This window comes from Clostridium celatum DSM 1785 (assembly GCF_000320405.1).
GTDB lineage: Bacteria > Bacillota > Clostridia > Clostridiales > Clostridiaceae > Clostridium > Clostridium celatum.
Window position 1 is genome coordinate 175754 of the sequence record NZ_KB291650.1, and the last position, 16419, is coordinate 192172.

Below are 16419 nucleotides of genomic sequence, written 5' to 3' on the forward strand. Positions count from 1 at the left end.
GAAAATTTGTAGAAAATATTAATGTTACTTGATATTGGAAGATATACATAATATAATTAATGTGAAACAAAATAGTACACTATAGTACAGAGGGGGAAAAACATGAAAGCAAAAGGTAGAAGCACGATTTTATTTATTCTAACCTTAATTGTTATAGTTTCATTTGCTTTTGCAGGAGCTAAAGGTTTTGAAATAGCGGGATGGGAATTTAAATCATTCAACAAAGCTATTACTAAGGGACTAGACCTACAAGGTGGAGTTTCTGTGTTAATGGAAATACAGGATGAAAACGTAACAAATGAGGATTTAGAAAAGACAAGACAATTAATTGATTTAAGAGTTAATAAGCTAGGTGTTGCTGAAACTTCAGTATCAGTAGAAGGCGACAGAAGAATTAGAGTTGAAATTCCAGGGGAATACGATTCCAAAAATCTTGTAGATAGCTTAGCTAAAACAGGAAATTTAACATTTAAAGATTCAGAAGGTAATGAAGTTTTAAATGGTAAAGATGTAGCAGAAGCAAGTGTTATGATGGATAGCACTAGTGGTAAGCCAGTAGTTTCTTTAAAGTTAAATGATGAAGGAACTAAAAAGTTTGCTGAAGCAACAACAAATAATTTAAACAAAACAATAAGTATTTATATGGATGATGAAGTAATTTCAAGTCCTAAAGTAAATAGTGTTATAACAGATGGAAATGCTATTATAGAAGGAAGTAGCAGTGTTGAAGAAGCACAAAATTTAGCAGGTCTTATAAATGCAGGTGCACTTCCTGTAACTGTTAAAGCTATTTCAATAGAAAATGTTGGTGCTCAACTTGGTGCAGAAGCGCTTCCAAATGCAGTAAAAGCAGGACTAATTGGTATAGCTATAATTTTCCTATTTATGATAGCTTATTATAGAATTCCAGGAATTATTGCAAGTATAGCTCTAACTTTATATGTATGTTTAGTATTATTAATATTTGCAGAAGCTGGGGTTGCATTAACACTTCCAGGTATTGCAGCCTTCTTATTAACTGTTGGTATGGCAGTTGATGCTAATGTTCTTATTTTTGAAAGAGTTAGAGAAGAACTTCAAAATGGTATGTCTGTTAAATCTGCAGTTGATAAAGGATTCCATAATGCATTATCTTCAATAGTAGATTCAAATGTCACTACTATAATTGCTGCACTTGTACTGTACTTTATGGGAACAGGTCCAGTTAAAGGATTTGCTGTTACTTTAATGATTGGTATAGCAGTAAGTATGTTTACAGCAGTAGTTGTGACTAAGACATTAATGAAATGGGCAGTTAACATGGGAATGTTAAGTAAGCCAGGACATTTTAGAGTAAAGAGGGGGTAATGAGGTGTTTAAAGTTATAGAAAAAACAAAAATTTGGTTTTCAATATCCCTAGCAATTATTTTAATTGGATCAATTTTTATGTTCACTAGAGGATTAAACTTTGGTATTGACTTTAAGGGTGGTACTAAGCTTGTAGTTGAGCTTGGTGAAAATTTTAATAAAGTTGAGGCTGATGAAATAGTAAAGCAATATGCACCAAATGCTGTTACAAAAACAGTAGAAAAAACTCAATATGAAATTAAGGCTAAAGATTTAGATGAAACTCAAAGTGCAGAAGTTTTCAATGCATTAAAGGAAAAGTATTCTTTAGAAGATTCAGCATTAGTTACACAAACTCAAGTTGGAGCTTCTGTAGGTAAAGAATTAACACGAAATGCAATTGTAGCTATTTTAATAGCTTGTATTGCAATGCTTATATATGTAGCTATAAGATTTGAATTTGCTTTTGGTGTAGCTGCAATTCTTGCATTAGTACATGATGTATTAATTACAATATCTGTATATGCAATATTTGATATTCCAGTAAATACACCATTTATTGCAGCTATATTAACTATAGTTGGTTATTCAATAAATGATACAATTGTTATATTTGATAGAATAAGAGAAAATGTTCGTTCAATGAGAAGAAAAACACCAACTGAAATTGCTAATATAAGTATTAATAAGACTTTAGCAAGATCTATTAATACATCATTAACAACATTGATTATAATTGGTGCTGTTAATATATTTGTACCAACAGTAAGAGAATTCTCATTACCATTATTAGTAGGGATTGCAGTAGGTGCATATTCTTCAATATTTATAGCTGCACCTATTTGGGTAATATTAAAAGGAAAGAAAAAATCTAAAAAAAGTGTAAAAGCTGCTTAAGAGTTATAAATAGAAAAAAGAACCGTTAAAAATGACGGTTCTTTTTTTGTGCTACTAAGTAATTAAAGTATATCTATTACAAATATAAAAATATTAAAGTAAATAATAAAAGAAAGATATATATTTCATTAAAATGACAAAAATAAAATTATTTTTTAAAAATGTTTATATATGATTTAAATATAAACAATAAAATATCAAAAAATGATGAAAATAGCAATGAAAAATAAGAAAAATATTATAACTTACAAGAGTTTTGCAGAAAACATTTGTAATATAGATAATTATACATTATAATATAAATGTTTTCTTATTATTGTGGAGGAGTTTGTCATGCGTAAGTTTTGGGAAAGTATATATGGTCCAAATTACATAACTGGATATAATCCCTTTATACTTAAAGATATGAATAAAGCAATAGAACGTATGGTATCAGCAATTAATAATAGAAAAAAGATTGTTGTTTATGGGATACCAAATGTAGATGGATTATGTGCTATTTCATCCCTGATACTGGTTTTGAAATATTTAAATGCAGATATTGAATACGTAGTCCATGACGATTCTTTAAATAAATCGAAAATTTCCTCAAAGGATATAATAAATAATGTTCATTTTTTAGGTGGCGAGTTACTTATTACTTTAGGAATTGGTTTAAAATCAAAAGAAGAAGAGCAGCTTTTAAATAGTCTTGGTATAGATTTGATAGTTATAGAAAATATAGACACGAAATATGATGGTGATTACATATACATAAACCCTAATCAAAAGGGATGTCAATATAGATATAAAGACCTATCAATAAGTGGATTAACATTTAAGTTAATGCAAGCAATTGCAATTTATTATAATGTTAAAAGTATCAATAAGTATTTGGACTTAATTTTAATAGGTGAAAAATGGGCAAATGTGCCTAAAAAAGGTGAAAATGGTGTTATATTTAAAGAGGGAAAGAGATTTTTAGGAAATACTAATAATAATGGTTTAAGGTCAATTATGGATGCATACAATATGAATGAGATAAGTGATGATTCTATTAATAAAATAATAGAAGTTATTACACCAACTATTAATGTGGTAACAATGATGGATAATGCAAGAATAATAATTGAACTTTTAATCACTAATAGAAAAGAGAGAGCAGAACAAATAACAAAATATTTAAATAAATCAAAATTAAATGTATAATAAATATATGAATGGTAAATGGAGGATTATATATGGATCTTAAAGAAAAAATAAGAATAATAGAAAACTTTCCAAAAGAAGGAATTAGCTTTAAGGACATTACAACATTAATAGCTGATGGTGAAGCTTTTAGATATTCTATAGATAAGATAGTTGAACATTTAAAAGATAAAAATGTAGATTTAATTTTAGGGCCAGAAGCAAGAGGATTTATATTTGGGGTACCTGTTGCGTATGCAATGGGAATTGGTTTTGTACCAGTTAGAAAAAAAGGAAAGTTACCTTATGAAACAGTTTCTGTAAGCTATGACTTAGAATATGGAACAGATGTATTAGAAATTCATAAGGATTCAATTAAAAAAGGTCAAAGAGTTGCAATAGTTGATGACTTATTAGCAACAGGTGGAACTATAGAGGCTGTTACAAGACTTGTAGAAGAAGCTGGTGGAGAAGTAGTTGCATTAGACTTTGCAATAGAATTAACGGAGTTAAAAGGAAGAGAAAAATTAAAGGGTTATGAAGTTATGTCACTAGTTAAATATGATATTTAACTTATTGAAATACCTTTATTTTTAATATATAATAAATGTAATGGTGGCTGGTTTATTTAACCAGCCATTGATTTTAAGTAAGATTCCAAATTTTCAGTTTGGATAATGGAAGTTAGTTTAAACTTTCTAAATTGAAATTTGGAAAGTTAAAGTTACACGCTGTAAACATCTTTAAAGATAGAAAAAGATGTTTAATTTAACTAAGAGTATGAAATTAAATCTTAATTAAAGTGATATTATAGATTAAAATTTACTAAGCTTAACGTATACATTAAAGAATAGAAGAATGTTTCGTTGAGAGTAATATTATTTTAATATTTATTTATAAAGGAGAGTCCGAATGGTAGAGGTGTTGCTAGAGAAAATAAGAGAAAATTGTACCAATGTTGATTTAAACATTGTAAAAAAAGCTTATAATCTTGCATTTGAAGCTCATAAAGAACAAAAGCGTGAGTCAGGAGAGCCATATATTATTCATCCTATAGAAGTTGCAACTATTTTGGCGGAATTAGGAATGGATACAAGCACTATAGTTGCGGGATTATTACACGATGTAATAGAAGATACAGATTATACATATGAGGATATTAAAAATATTTTTAGTGAAGAAATAGCTAATTTAGTAAGTGGAGTAACTAAAATTACTAAAATGGAATATAAGTCTAAAGAAGAGCAACAAGCAGATAATTTTAGAAAAATGTTACTTGCTATGGCTAATGATATTAGAGTAATCATTATAAAATTAGCGGATAGATTACATAATATGAGAACGCTAAAATATATGAGTAAGGAAAAGCAAAAGAAAACAGCAAAAGAGACATTAGATATTTATGCTCCACTTGCTCATAGGCTAGGTATTTCAAAGGTAAAGTGGGAATTAGAGGATCTTTGCTTTAGATATCTTCATGAAGAGGAATATTATGATTTAGTTAAGCAAATAGCAGAAAAAAGGGTAGAAAGAGAGACGTATATTGCTAAAACAATAAAGGATTTATACGAAAAGTTAGATGAGGCTGGTATAGATTCTGATATAGATGGACGTCCAAAGCATTTTTATAGTATCTATAGAAAAATGGTAACTAAAAATAAGAGTATTGAGCAAATATTCGATTTGACTGCTATTAGAATACTTGTAAATTCTGTTAAGGACTGCTATGAGGTTTTAGGTGTAGTACATACAATTTATAAACCAATTCCAGGTAGATTTAAAGATTATATAGCTATGCCAAAGCCAAATATGTATCAATCATTACATACAACAGTAATTGGACCTCAAGGTAAGACTTTTGAAATTCAAATAAGAACATTTGAAATGCATAAAACTGCTGAATACGGTATAGCAGCTCACTGGAAATATAAAGAGGGAGATTCAGGAGATAATAAGGAAAAGTCATTTGAAAATAAATTAGTTTGGCTTAGAGATATGCTTGAGTGGCAAAAGGAAACATCAGATGCAGAAGAGTTTATGGAAGGGTTTAAAATTAATTTATTTACTGATGAAATATTTTTATTTACACCAAAAGGAGTTGTAATAGACTTACCAAATGGAGCAACACCAATAGACTTTGCATACAGAATTCATACAGATGTAGGAAACAAATGTGTTGGTGCAAAAGTTAATGGTAAAATTGTACCACTTGATTATAAGTTAAAAACAGGTCAAATAGTTGAAATATTAACATCTAATAATTCTAAGGGACCTAACATGGATTGGCTTAGTATTGCGAAAAGCAATCAAGCCAAAAGTAAGATAAGAGCATGGTTTAAGAAAGCAAAAAAAGAAGAAAATATAAATAAAGGTAAAGAGTTATTTGAAAAAGAACTTAAAAAACAAGCCGTTCATTATGCAGATATAGCTAAGGGTGAAACTTATGAAAAGTTTATAAAGAGATATAATGTTAATTCTATGGAAGATTTATATGCTTTAGTTGGTCTTGGTGCTGTAGTTGCATCCTCATTTATTGCAAAATTAAAAGAAGAAAATTTATCTAAAGACGATAAGAGCCATGTTGAAAATTTAAGTAAAGCTATTGAAGAAAATATATCAAAGAATGCTAAGAAGAGAAAAGAAAGCAATTTTGGAATTACAGTAAAAGGTGAAGATAACTTAATGGTTAGATTTGCAAAGTGTTGTAATCCCGTACCTGGTGATGATGTTCTAGGTTACATTACAAAGGGAAGAGGAGTTTCCGTCCATAGAAAAGATTGTAGTAACTTAAAAAATCTTATAAAAGAAGATGGAGACAAGGTTGTTGAAGTAGCATGGGGTACAGCTAAAGGAATGGCATATATGGCTGAAATTCAAGTTAAGGCTGATGATAGATCAGGAGTTTTAGCAGATATTATGAATATTATTATGGAAAGTAAGTTGCCTTTAAATGCTTTAAATGCAAAATCAGCTAAAGGAAATCTTGCATATGTAAATATAAAGATAAAAATAGACACCATAGAACAATTAAAAGAATTAATGAGAAAAATTAGAAAATTAAATGGAGTTATGGATGTTTATAGAATGAATAATTAAAGGATGGTATAAATGAGAGCAGTAGTACAAAGAGTAACCTATTCCAGTGTAAAAGTTGATGGTGAAATTGTAGGTGAAATAAATAAGGGATTTAATGTACTGTTAGGAATTTCAAAGGAAGACACTGAAGAAGATATGAAGTATATTAAAGATAAGATAATAAATCTTAGAGTTTTTAATGATGAAAATGATAAAATGAATTTATCATTATTAGATGTTAAAGGTGAACTTCTTTTAATATCACAATTTACTTTGTATGGAGATGCAAGAAAAGGTAGAAGACCTAACTTTATGAATGCTTTAGGTGGAGATGAAGCTAGAAAGTTTTATGAAAAGTTTATTGAAATGATGAAGGATACAGGATTAAAAGTTCAAACAGGAATTTTTGGTGCAGATATGAAAGTTGATATTAAAAATGATGGACCTGTCACTATACTTTTAGATAGTAGTAGAAATTTTTAGTTATAATTTAATATATCAATGGATGAGGTGAAAATATGATAATAAAGACATATCCTATTGGAGTTTATGAAGAAAATATTTATGTTTTAATAGATGAAAACTCAAAAGATGCTTGTATAGTAGATCCAGGTGGGAATGGAGAGTTATTAATTAAAAACATTGAAGAGTTAAACTGTAATATTAAATATATATTATTGACTCATGGGCATTTTGATCATGTTGAAGCATTAAATGAAGTTTATGAAAAGTTTAAAGCACCTATTTATATAAATGAAAATGAAATATATTTTATGAAAACTGATAAAACTGTTTTTGGAAATGTTCCAAAAGAATATAACATAGTAAAGGATGGAGACACTTTACCTTTTGGTGATGATGCTATAAAATGTATTCACACACCAGGTCATACTAAAGGTGGAATGTGTTATCTTTACAAAGATGTTATATTTACAGGAGATACTTTGTTTAAAGGGTCAGTAGGAAGAAGTGACTTTATAGGTGGAGATTTCAATGAACTTATAAAATCAATTAAAACTAAATTGTTGGTTTTAGATAAAGATATTAAGGTTTATCCAGGACATATGGAACCTTCAAGTATTGGATTTGAAAAATTAAGAAATCCTTTCTTACAAGATGAGTTTGAGATTTTTTAAATAAAGGAGAAATCATGGAAATAAAAATTAAATTAAATGAGATGAAATATAGATATGACGTATATCAAATGTTTAATATTTATTTTCCATTAGATGAAATTAAATTTTTAGATGATGGAGATTATATTGTTAATATTTTAGAAAATAAGATAGAATTTATTAATAATGAATATTATAATGAATCTAGTATTTCTGAAAATATTAAAGAAGACATTAAAAGATTAGTATTTTCTTCATTAAAAGAGATTACAAAAGAAGAATATCCATGGGGAATTTTAGTAGGAATAAGGCCTTCTAAAATAGCACTTAAATATTTAGAAGAAGGAAAATCAGAAGAAGAAATTATTGAAATTTTTAAGGTTAAACATTTAGCATCAGAAGAAAAAGCCAGATTATGTATAGAAATTGCAAAAACAGAAGAAAGTTTTGTAAATAAGGACTCTAGAAGTATTGCAATTTATATTGGAATGGCATTTTGTCCTACAAGATGTTTTTACTGTTCCTTTGCAGCTAATCCTATAATGGGTAATAAAAAGTTAGTTACTTCTTATTTAGAAGCATTAATATATGAAATTAGAGAAATGAAGAAATATATTAATGAAAGAAAGCTTAATATAGAATCTGTATACTTTGGTGGAGGAACACCTACTGCAGTAAATAATGAAGAATTTGAAATAGTAATGAAAGAGGCTTTTGAAGCTTTTGTTAAAGATAAAAATATAAAGGAATTTACTGTTGAATGTGGAAGACCAGATAGTATTACCAAAGAAAAACTTCAAACAATGAAAAATTATAATGTTACGAGAATTAGTATAAATCCTCAAACTATGAATGATGAAACATTAAAAATTATAGGAAGAGGTCATAATTCAAGTGATGTAGTAGAAAAATTTAATTTAGCAAGAAGTATGGGCTTTAATGATATAAATATGGATATGATTATAGGACTTCCAGGAGAAGGAATAAAAGAAGTACTTCATACAAAAGAAGAAATATTAAAAATGCAGCCAGATAGTTTAACTGTTCATGGATTATCTTTAAAGAGAGCTTCAATTCTTTATGAAAACTTTGTTCTAAAAAAAGGAATACAAGTTAAAAAACAAAAAGAATTAGCCCAAATGTATGACGAAAGTAGAATTTTATCTAGAGAATTAGGGTTAAAACCTTATTATATGTATCGTCAAAAAAATATGGTTGGAAATATGGAGAACTTAGGTTATTCTAGAGAAGGCGCAGAATGTATTTATAATATTCAAATGATAGAAGATAAGCAAACTATTATTGCTTTAGGTGCGGATGCTGTTTCTAAAGTTGTTTTCTTAGATGAAAATAGAATAGAAAGATTTGCAAATATCAAAGATGTTAGAGAATACGTTAATAGAATAGAAGAAATGGTAGAGGGTAAAAAGAGATTATTAGATACCCTATACTTAAAAGAGGAGGAATAATTAGATGGAAATGCAAGCACCTAAGGGTACTAAAGATATGTTACCACAAGATGCATATAAGTGGAATTTTGTTGAAAAAACATTTAGAGATGTAGCAAAATATTATGGAATGAGAGAAATTAGGACTCCTATGTTTGAACATACTGAACTATTTGCAAGAGGTGTCGGAGATACTACTGATATAGTTCAAAAGGAAATGTATACTTTTAATGACAAAGGTAATAGAAGTATAACATTGAAGCCAGAAGGAACAGCAGGGGCAGGAAGAGCTTTTATAGAAAGTAGATTATTTAATGAAGCACAACCAACAAAGCTTTATTACATAACTCCATGTTTTAGATATGAAAATGTTCAAAAAGGTAGATTTAGACAATTCCATCAATTCGGAACAGAAGTGTATGGTTCTAAAGAACCTTCAATGGATGCAGAAGTTATAGCTTTAGCGATGCAAGTTTTAAAAACTTTAGGACTTCAAAGTTTAAGCTTAAATATAAATAATTTAGGATGCCCAAGTTGTAGACCAAAATATAATGAAGCACTTAAAAATTATTTAAAAGAAAATTATGATAATTTATGTCCATTATGTCAATCAAGATTTGAAAAAAATCCAATGAGAATCTTAGATTGTAAGGAAAAGAAATGTAAGGAAATAACTAAAAATGCTCCTATAATATTAGATTATATGTGCGAAGAGTGTGATACTCACTTTGATGCTGTTAAGAAATATTTAACTGCATTAAATATTCCATATACAGTTGATCCAGGTATAGTAAGAGGATTAGACTATTATACTAAGACAATATTCGAAATTTTAAATGACGAGTTCACTGTTTGTGGTGGTGGAAGATATGATAAGCTTATAGAAGAATTAGGCGGTCCTGAAATGCCAGCTGTAGGATTTGGTATGGGAATTGAAAGACTTATCATGATATTAGAAAAAGAAGGCATAGAAATTCCAAATGAAAATCTTTTTGATTTATATATTGGAGCTAGAGGTGATGAAGCCAAATTTGCTGCATTTACTTTAGCTAATAAATTAAGAGAAGTTGGAATTAAAACAGAAGTAAATCATATGGGTAGAAGTGTAAAAGCTGAAATGAAATATGCAAATAAAATTGGTGCAGCATTTACAACTATTTTAGGTGATGACGAACTTCAAAATAAAGTAATTAAGCTTAAAAGAATGAGCGATGGAGAACAATTTGAAGTAAGTTTAGATAATATACAAGAAATAGCTAATGCTATTAAATAGTGAGGAGGAAGTTTTACCATGGGTGAGGCATTAAATGGATTAAAAAGAACCATGATGTGTGGTGAACCTAGAGAAGCAAATGTAGGAGAAAAAATAACTCTTATGGGATGGGTTCAAAGAAACAGAAAGCTTGGAGGTCTTCAGTTTATAGATCTTAGAGATAGAACAGGAATTATGCAGATAGTTTTTGGTGAAGAAATTAATGCAGAAAGTTTTGAAAAAGCTAAGGCAGTAAGATCAGAATATTGTATAGCTGTTACAGGAGAAGTTGTTTTAAGAGAAGCTCCAAATACAGCAATGGAAACTGGTATGGTTGAATTAAAATGTGAAAGCATTAAAGTTTTATCAGAATCAGAAACTCCACCAATATATATAAAAGAAGGATTAGATGCAGCTGAAAATATAAGATTAAAGTATAGATACTTAGATCTTAGAAGACCAGATATGCAAAAAATCTTTATGATAAGAAATAGAGCTTCAAAAGCTGTTAGAGATTACCTAGATAACAATGGATTTTTAGAAGTAGAAACTCCAATGTTAACTAAGAGTACTCCAGAAGGTGCAAGAGATTACTTAGTTCCATCAAGAAATTATCCAGGAATGTTCTATGCACTTCCACAATCTCCACAAATATTTAAACAATTATTAATGGTATCAGGATTTGATAAATATTATCAAATTGTTAAATGTTTCAGAGATGAAGACTTAAGAGCTAATAGACAACCAGAATTTACTCAAATCGATTTAGAAATGAGTTTTGTAGAGCAAGATGATGTTATGGCTTTAAATGAAGGATTAGTTGCTCATGTATTTAAGGAAGTTTTAGGTCATGAAGTAAAACTTCCAATTAAGAGAATGCCATTTAAAGAGGCTATGGAAAAGTACGGTAGTGATAAGCCAGACTTAAGATTTGGTATGGAAATTACTGATATTACTGAATGTGTTAAGGATATGGATTTCGTAGTATTTAAATCAGCATTAGAAATAGGCGGAAGTGTTAGAGCATTATGCTTAAAAGGAGGAGCTGATTTAGGAAGAAAACCTCTTGATAAGTTAGTTGATTTTGTTAAAGGGTATAAAGCAAAAGGTCTTGCTTGGATTCAACTTAAGGAAGATGGAGTTAAGTCTTCAATAGCTAAATTCTTAACTGATGATGTTACAGAAAACATCATTAAGACTATGGGAGCAGAAGTTGGAGATGCAATACTTATAGTTGCAGATAAAAATTCTGTTGTATTCCAAAGCTTAGGAGCGTTAAGATTAGAGCTTGCTAAACAGTTTGATTTAATAAAAGATAAAAACGAATTTAACTTTACATGGATTACTGAATTCCCATTATTTGAATATGATGAAGAGGAAGGAAGATATCATGCAGCTCATCATCCATTTACATCACCAATGGATGAAGATTTAGATATGCTTGAAACAAATCCAGGAGCTGTTAGATCTAAGGCTTATGACTTAGTATTAAATGGTGAAGAACTAGGTGGAGGATCTATAAGAATTCATGATTCAGCACTTCAAACTAGAATGTTCAAAGCATTAGGATTTACTGAAGAATCAGCATATGAAAGATTTGGATTCTTAATAGATGCATTTAAATTTGGACCACCACCACATGGAGGATTAGCATTTGGACTTGATAGAATGATAATGTTCTTAGCAGGAACAGAAAATATTAAGGATGTTATAGCATTCCCTAAAAATCAAAATGCTTACTGTTATTTAAGTGAAGCACCAAATGTTGCAGATTCAAAACAAATTGAAGAATTAGGTTTAATTATTAATAAAATAGAAAAGTAAGATAATATATTAAAAGACTGTATTAAAATTAGATGTGAATACAATGCAATTATTCATATTTATATTTTAGTGCAGTTTTTTTATGTAAAAATATAATTAGTTTTATGATAAAGGAATTCATTGTGAGGATAAAATTAATTATTTTGAATAAAATAATTAATGAAGTAATGATTAATTATTTTAACTAAGGAGGAAGTTTCAAATGAAAAATAGATCTATGAAAAAAATGAAAAGAAAGCTTCACACTAAGAAAATAAAAGGCAATTTACTTATGGAAATGGCTGAAGATATAAAGGATTTTGTTGAAAATGCTAAAATATATAAAAAAATGACAGGTAAAAAATAATTTAATTGTTAATATAAAAATAAAATAATTAATAAAATGGGAAATAGATAAGTTTTAGTATCTGTTTCCCATTTTTATTATATATCATTTTATTTAAGATATATTTTTAAATAAAAAATTAATCAGTTTTTTTAGAGTTATCCATACCAGTGTTAAAAACTTCATTTGTAAGTGATAAGTAGTCTAAGTAGTTAATGCCATATGATTCTAAAGTTTCCTTTTTATCATTTTCATCATAAGATACACGATGATTTAAGCACATAAAAAACACCTCTTTAAATATAAAATATTAACTTAATCATAACATAAAATATATAAAATACAAAATAAAATTTTGAATATTCTGAAAAATAAGAAGTTAATTTAAGATACTTATATTTTAGTGTTTTTAATATAAGTATCTAATATATCAATTTTTTAAATTTATGATTCATTTTGACCAAATTTCTTTAATTGACGCTTATGTTTATGCATAAACATTAATCTAGTTAGAGTTGAGACAAATAATACTCCAAGTGCTAATGTTCCAGCACTTGCTAAAGTATTTAATCCTAATTCTAAAGACTTAGAAATATTACCAGAAATTGCTTCGAGCATTGTATAATACATACCACTACCAGGTACAAGTGGTATAAGAGCACAAATAACAAAGGTAGTAACAGGTGTTTTGAATATTCTGGCCAAGATTTCACTATATGTACTAAAGACAACTGCAGATATAAAAAGTGAAGAAATTTCTGATAATCCAAATAGCTTTGGTAATGAATAACAAAACCAACTTAATCCACCGCCTAATGCAGCAAAGAAAATTTTTTTACCTCTAATATTAAAAGCTATACAAAATCCAAAAGTAGCTATAACTGATACTAAAGTTTCTATAATAATCATAATTTAAATTCCTCCAAAATTAGATATCCAAAAGCTTAATATAGCACCAGTTCCTGTAGCAATTGATATTGCAATTAAAAATGCCTCGGCAGCTCTTGTAAGTCCAGACACTAAGTCTCCAGACATTGTATCTCTTATTGCATTTGTAATAGCAAGCCCAGGAACTAAAAGCATAATAGAACCTATAATAGTTTGATTTAATTGACTTGCAATATTAAGCTTATATAAAATGATTGCAAGTAATGCGGCGATAGCAGCACATATACTGTTGCTGAAAAATAAATTTATGCCAAGTTTATCCCAAATAATAGTTAAAGTCTTAATTAATAATCCAATTAAAAAAGCAGCAAAGATATCTTTTATGGTACCACCAAAAAGTACAGAGAAACATCCAGCGCCTAAAGCGGAAAAGATTATAGTCATTGGAAGTGGATAAATTTCACCTTTATTTATAACAAGTAGTTCCTTTTTAAATTCATCAACAGATAAATTTTTTAAAGTGATACTTCTAGATAAGTCATTTACCTTATCTATTTTATCTAAATTAACAGTTCTACTTTGAACTCTTCTAGTTAAAGAATAGATTTTTCCTTCATGACAAATAGAAGCCATAATTCCTGTTGGAGTAACAAAGCTATCAGCTTCTTCTGCGCCATAAATTTTGCATATACGCCAAATGGTTTCTTCAACTCTATAGGTTTCACCACCATTTTCTAATATCATTTGTCCTGCAAGTGTCGCAACTTTTAGTATTTTATTCATAATAAAAAGCTCCTATAAAATAAAGTTTCTTTGTATTATATCATATAAAAATACAATAAAGTATAATAATATTTAAAAGTTATTGAATAAAGTATAAAATAATTTTATAATTTAAAAAAATAGATAATTGGGGTGATTAAATGAATTTTGTAAATTTAAAAAATGAAGACAAAGAAATTTTTAGCTTAGTTGAAAAAGAATTAAATAGGCAGCAACAAGGTATTGAGCTTATTGCATCAGAAAATTTCGCATCAGAAGCTGTGATGGAAGCAATGGGATCTTATTTAACTAATAAATATGCTGAGGGTTATCCAAGTAAGCGTTATTATGGAGGTTGTGAAATTGTTGATGAAGTTGAAGAAATAGCTAGGAATAGGGCTAAAGAACTTTTTGGGGCAGAGCATGTAAATGTACAACCACATTCAGGCTCTCAAGCAAATATGGCTGTATACTTTACAATATTAGAACCAGGTGATACAGTTCTTGGAATGGATTTAAGTCATGGTGGTCATTTAACTCATGGTTCACCAGTTAATTTTTCAGGAAAACTATTTAATTTTGTTTCTTATGGAGTTGATAGTGAAACTGAAACAATTAATTATGAAAGTGTTAGAGAACTTGCAATAAAATATAAACCAAAGTTAATAGTAGCAGGTGCCAGTGCTTACTCTAGAGTTATAGATTTTAAGAAATTTAAAGAGATTTGTGATGAAGTAAATGCATATTTTATGGTTGATATGGCTCATATTGCAGGATTAGTAGCAGCTGGAGAACATCCTTCACCAGTTCCGTATGCAGATTTTGTAACATCAACTACGCATAAAACATTAAGAGGACCAAGAGGTGGATTAATACTTTGTAAAGAGAAATATGCAAAGGCATTAGATAAAAATATATTTCCGGGAATGCAGGGCGGACCACTAATGCATATTATTGCAGCTAAAGCTGTTTGTTTTAAAGAAGCATTAGAACCAGATTTTAAAGTATATGCAAAAAATGTTATTGCTAACTGTAAGGTTCTAGGTGAGGAATTAGTTAAGTTAGGCTTTAAATTAGTATCTAATGGAACTGATAATCACTTAATACTTATTGATTTAAATAATAAAGATATTACAGGAAAAGAAGCAGAAAAACTTTTAGATTCTATTGGAATTACAGTAAATAAAAATACAGTTCCAAATGAAACAAGAAGTCCTTTTGTTACATCAGGAATAAGAATTGGTACTGCAGCAGTTACAACAAGAGGATTTGATAAAGAAGCAATGAAAGAAATTGCAGGTATAATAAATGATGCTATAGAAAATAGAAATAATGATTTAGAAGGACTAAGAGAAAGAGTAAAGACTCTTTGTTCTAAATATCCTTTATATAGATAAAATATAGTTGGGAGTTAGGGGATTAATCTATATAATTTTAGATTAATAAATATCTAAATTATATATTTACCTTAACTCTTTAGTTTAATAAAAATATCGGAGGATGAAATATGAAGTTAATATCATGGAATGTAAATGGAATAAGAGCATGTGTGCAAAAGGGATTTTTAGATTTTTTTAATGAAGTAAATGCAGATATTTTTTGTATACAAGAAAGTAAACTTCAAGAAGGACAGATAAATTTAGAGCTTAAAGGCTATCATCAGTATTGGAATTATGCTGAGAAAAAGGGGTATAGTGGAACAGCTATATTTACAAAGAAGGAACCATTGTCAGTTAGATATGGATTAGGCATTGAAGAACATGATAAAGAAGGAAGAGTAATTACTTTAGAGTTTGAAGATTTCTTTATGATAACAGTCTATACACCAAACTCACAAAATGAACTTGCGCGATTAGATTATAGAATGAAGTGGGAAGATGATTTTAAAAAATATTTAAAACATTTAGAAAAAAGCAAACCAGTAATAGTATGTGGAGATTTAAATGTTGCTCATAAAGAAATTGATTTAAAAAATCCAACTACAAATAGAAAAAATGCTGGTTTTACTGATGAAGAAAGGGAAAAGCTTACTAGCCTTTTAAATGATGGATTTATAGATACATTTAGATATTTTTATCCAGAAACAACAGGGGTTTACTCTTGGTGGTCGTATAGATTTAATGCAAGAAAAAATAATGCTGGATGGAGAATTGATTATTTTGTTGTATCAGAATCTTTAAAGGATAGATTAGAAAGTGCAAAAATACATACAGAAGTTTTAGGTTCAGATCATTGTCCAGTAGAATTAACTATTAAATAACAAAAAAAGAAAGTTATAAAAATAAATTTATTTTTAATGATAATTATGAAAACATAAAATATGCTAATTTTATATTAGC

At 28.4% G+C, this 16419-nt stretch carries 16 protein-coding genes; 13 read left to right on the forward strand and 3 right to left on the reverse strand.

Annotated elements, in window-relative coordinates:
* The first annotated feature begins 102 nt into the window (after positions 1–102).
* The 11 genes from secD to HMPREF0216_RS17335 all read left to right on the forward strand — a co-directional run bounded on the left by secD (position 103) and on the right by HMPREF0216_RS17335 (position 12451).
* Positions 103–1347: a protein translocase subunit SecD gene (gene secD / locus HMPREF0216_RS10355; RefSeq protein ID WP_005214017.1), complete on the forward strand. Its 1245-nt coding sequence runs from the start codon at positions 103–105 to the stop codon at positions 1345–1347.
* 4 nt (positions 1348–1351) lie between these two features.
* Positions 1352–2224 carry a protein translocase subunit SecF gene (secF, locus tag HMPREF0216_RS10360; protein WP_005214018.1) on the forward strand — a complete coding sequence of 291 codons (873 nt, stop codon included), beginning with the start codon at positions 1352–1354 and terminating at the stop codon, positions 2222–2224.
* A gap of 333 nt (positions 2225–2557) precedes the next feature.
* Complete coding sequence (locus tag HMPREF0216_RS10365) at positions 2558–3412, forward strand: DHH family phosphoesterase (protein ID WP_040419647.1); 855 nt, start codon at positions 2558–2560, stop codon at positions 3410–3412.
* Between the two features lie 32 nt (positions 3413–3444).
* Positions 3445–3963 (forward strand): adenine phosphoribosyltransferase, encoded by a 519-nt coding sequence (locus HMPREF0216_RS10370; RefSeq protein ID WP_040419649.1) that lies wholly within the window; start codon positions 3445–3447, stop codon positions 3961–3963.
* 340 nt (positions 3964–4303) lie between these two features.
* Entirely contained in the window at positions 4304–6487 is a 2184-nt protein-coding gene (locus HMPREF0216_RS10375) for a RelA/SpoT family protein (protein ID WP_005214021.1), read from the forward strand.
* Positions 6488–6499: 12 nt separating this feature from the next.
* On the forward strand, positions 6500–6949 hold the full coding sequence (gene dtd, locus HMPREF0216_RS10380; RefSeq protein ID WP_005214022.1) for a D-aminoacyl-tRNA deacylase: 450 nt from the start codon (positions 6500–6502) through the stop codon (positions 6947–6949).
* 35 nt (positions 6950–6984) lie between these two features.
* A complete protein-coding gene (locus HMPREF0216_RS10385) occupies positions 6985–7602 on the forward strand; it encodes an MBL fold metallo-hydrolase (RefSeq protein ID WP_005214023.1) in 618 nt (205 codons plus the stop codon).
* A 14-nt stretch (positions 7603–7616) separates the two neighbouring features.
* Positions 7617–9050, forward strand: a complete 1434-nt coding sequence (locus HMPREF0216_RS10390; protein WP_005214024.1) for a coproporphyrinogen III oxidase — start codon at positions 7617–7619, stop codon at positions 9048–9050.
* Positions 9051–9054: 4 nt separating this feature from the next.
* The gene (hisS, locus tag HMPREF0216_RS10395) at positions 9055–10302 is read left to right on the forward strand and encodes a histidine--tRNA ligase (protein ID WP_005214025.1); all 1248 of its coding nucleotides are present in this window, start codon (positions 9055–9057) and stop codon (positions 10300–10302) included.
* Positions 10303–10320: 18 nt separating this feature from the next.
* A complete protein-coding gene (aspS, locus tag HMPREF0216_RS10400) occupies positions 10321–12105 on the forward strand; it encodes an aspartate--tRNA ligase (RefSeq protein WP_005214026.1) in 1785 nt (594 codons plus the stop codon).
* Between the two features lie 202 nt (positions 12106–12307).
* Positions 12308–12451, forward strand: a complete 144-nt coding sequence (locus HMPREF0216_RS17335) for a hypothetical protein (RefSeq protein WP_169317575.1) — start codon at positions 12308–12310, stop codon at positions 12449–12451.
* Positions 12452–12569: 118 nt separating this feature from the next.
* Here the strand turns inward: HMPREF0216_RS17335 and HMPREF0216_RS17130 are convergent, their stop codons facing one another.
* From HMPREF0216_RS17130 to HMPREF0216_RS10410, 3 genes are all read right to left on the reverse strand, one after another.
* Positions 12570–12713, reverse strand: coding sequence for a hypothetical protein (locus HMPREF0216_RS17130; protein ID WP_005214028.1), 144 nt, complete (start codon positions 12711–12713; stop codon positions 12570–12572).
* Between the two features lie 161 nt (positions 12714–12874).
* Positions 12875–13336: a threonine/serine exporter family protein gene (locus HMPREF0216_RS10405; protein ID WP_040419669.1), complete on the reverse strand. Its 462-nt coding sequence runs from the start codon at positions 13334–13336 to the stop codon at positions 12875–12877.
* A gap of 6 nt (positions 13337–13342) precedes the next feature.
* Positions 13343–14101, reverse strand: coding sequence for a threonine/serine exporter family protein (locus HMPREF0216_RS10410; RefSeq protein ID WP_005214030.1), 759 nt, complete (start codon positions 14099–14101; stop codon positions 13343–13345).
* A 140-nt stretch (positions 14102–14241) separates the two neighbouring features.
* Between HMPREF0216_RS10410 and HMPREF0216_RS10415 the strand changes: the two genes are divergently transcribed.
* Both HMPREF0216_RS10415 and HMPREF0216_RS10420 read left to right on the forward strand, forming a co-directional pair.
* The gene (locus HMPREF0216_RS10415; protein WP_005214031.1) at positions 14242–15477 is read left to right on the forward strand and encodes a serine hydroxymethyltransferase; all 1236 of its coding nucleotides are present in this window, start codon (positions 14242–14244) and stop codon (positions 15475–15477) included.
* 110 nt (positions 15478–15587) lie between these two features.
* Positions 15588–16340, forward strand: coding sequence for an exodeoxyribonuclease III (locus tag HMPREF0216_RS10420; protein WP_005214032.1), 753 nt, complete (start codon positions 15588–15590; stop codon positions 16338–16340).
* Positions 16341–16419 lie beyond the last annotated feature (79 nt).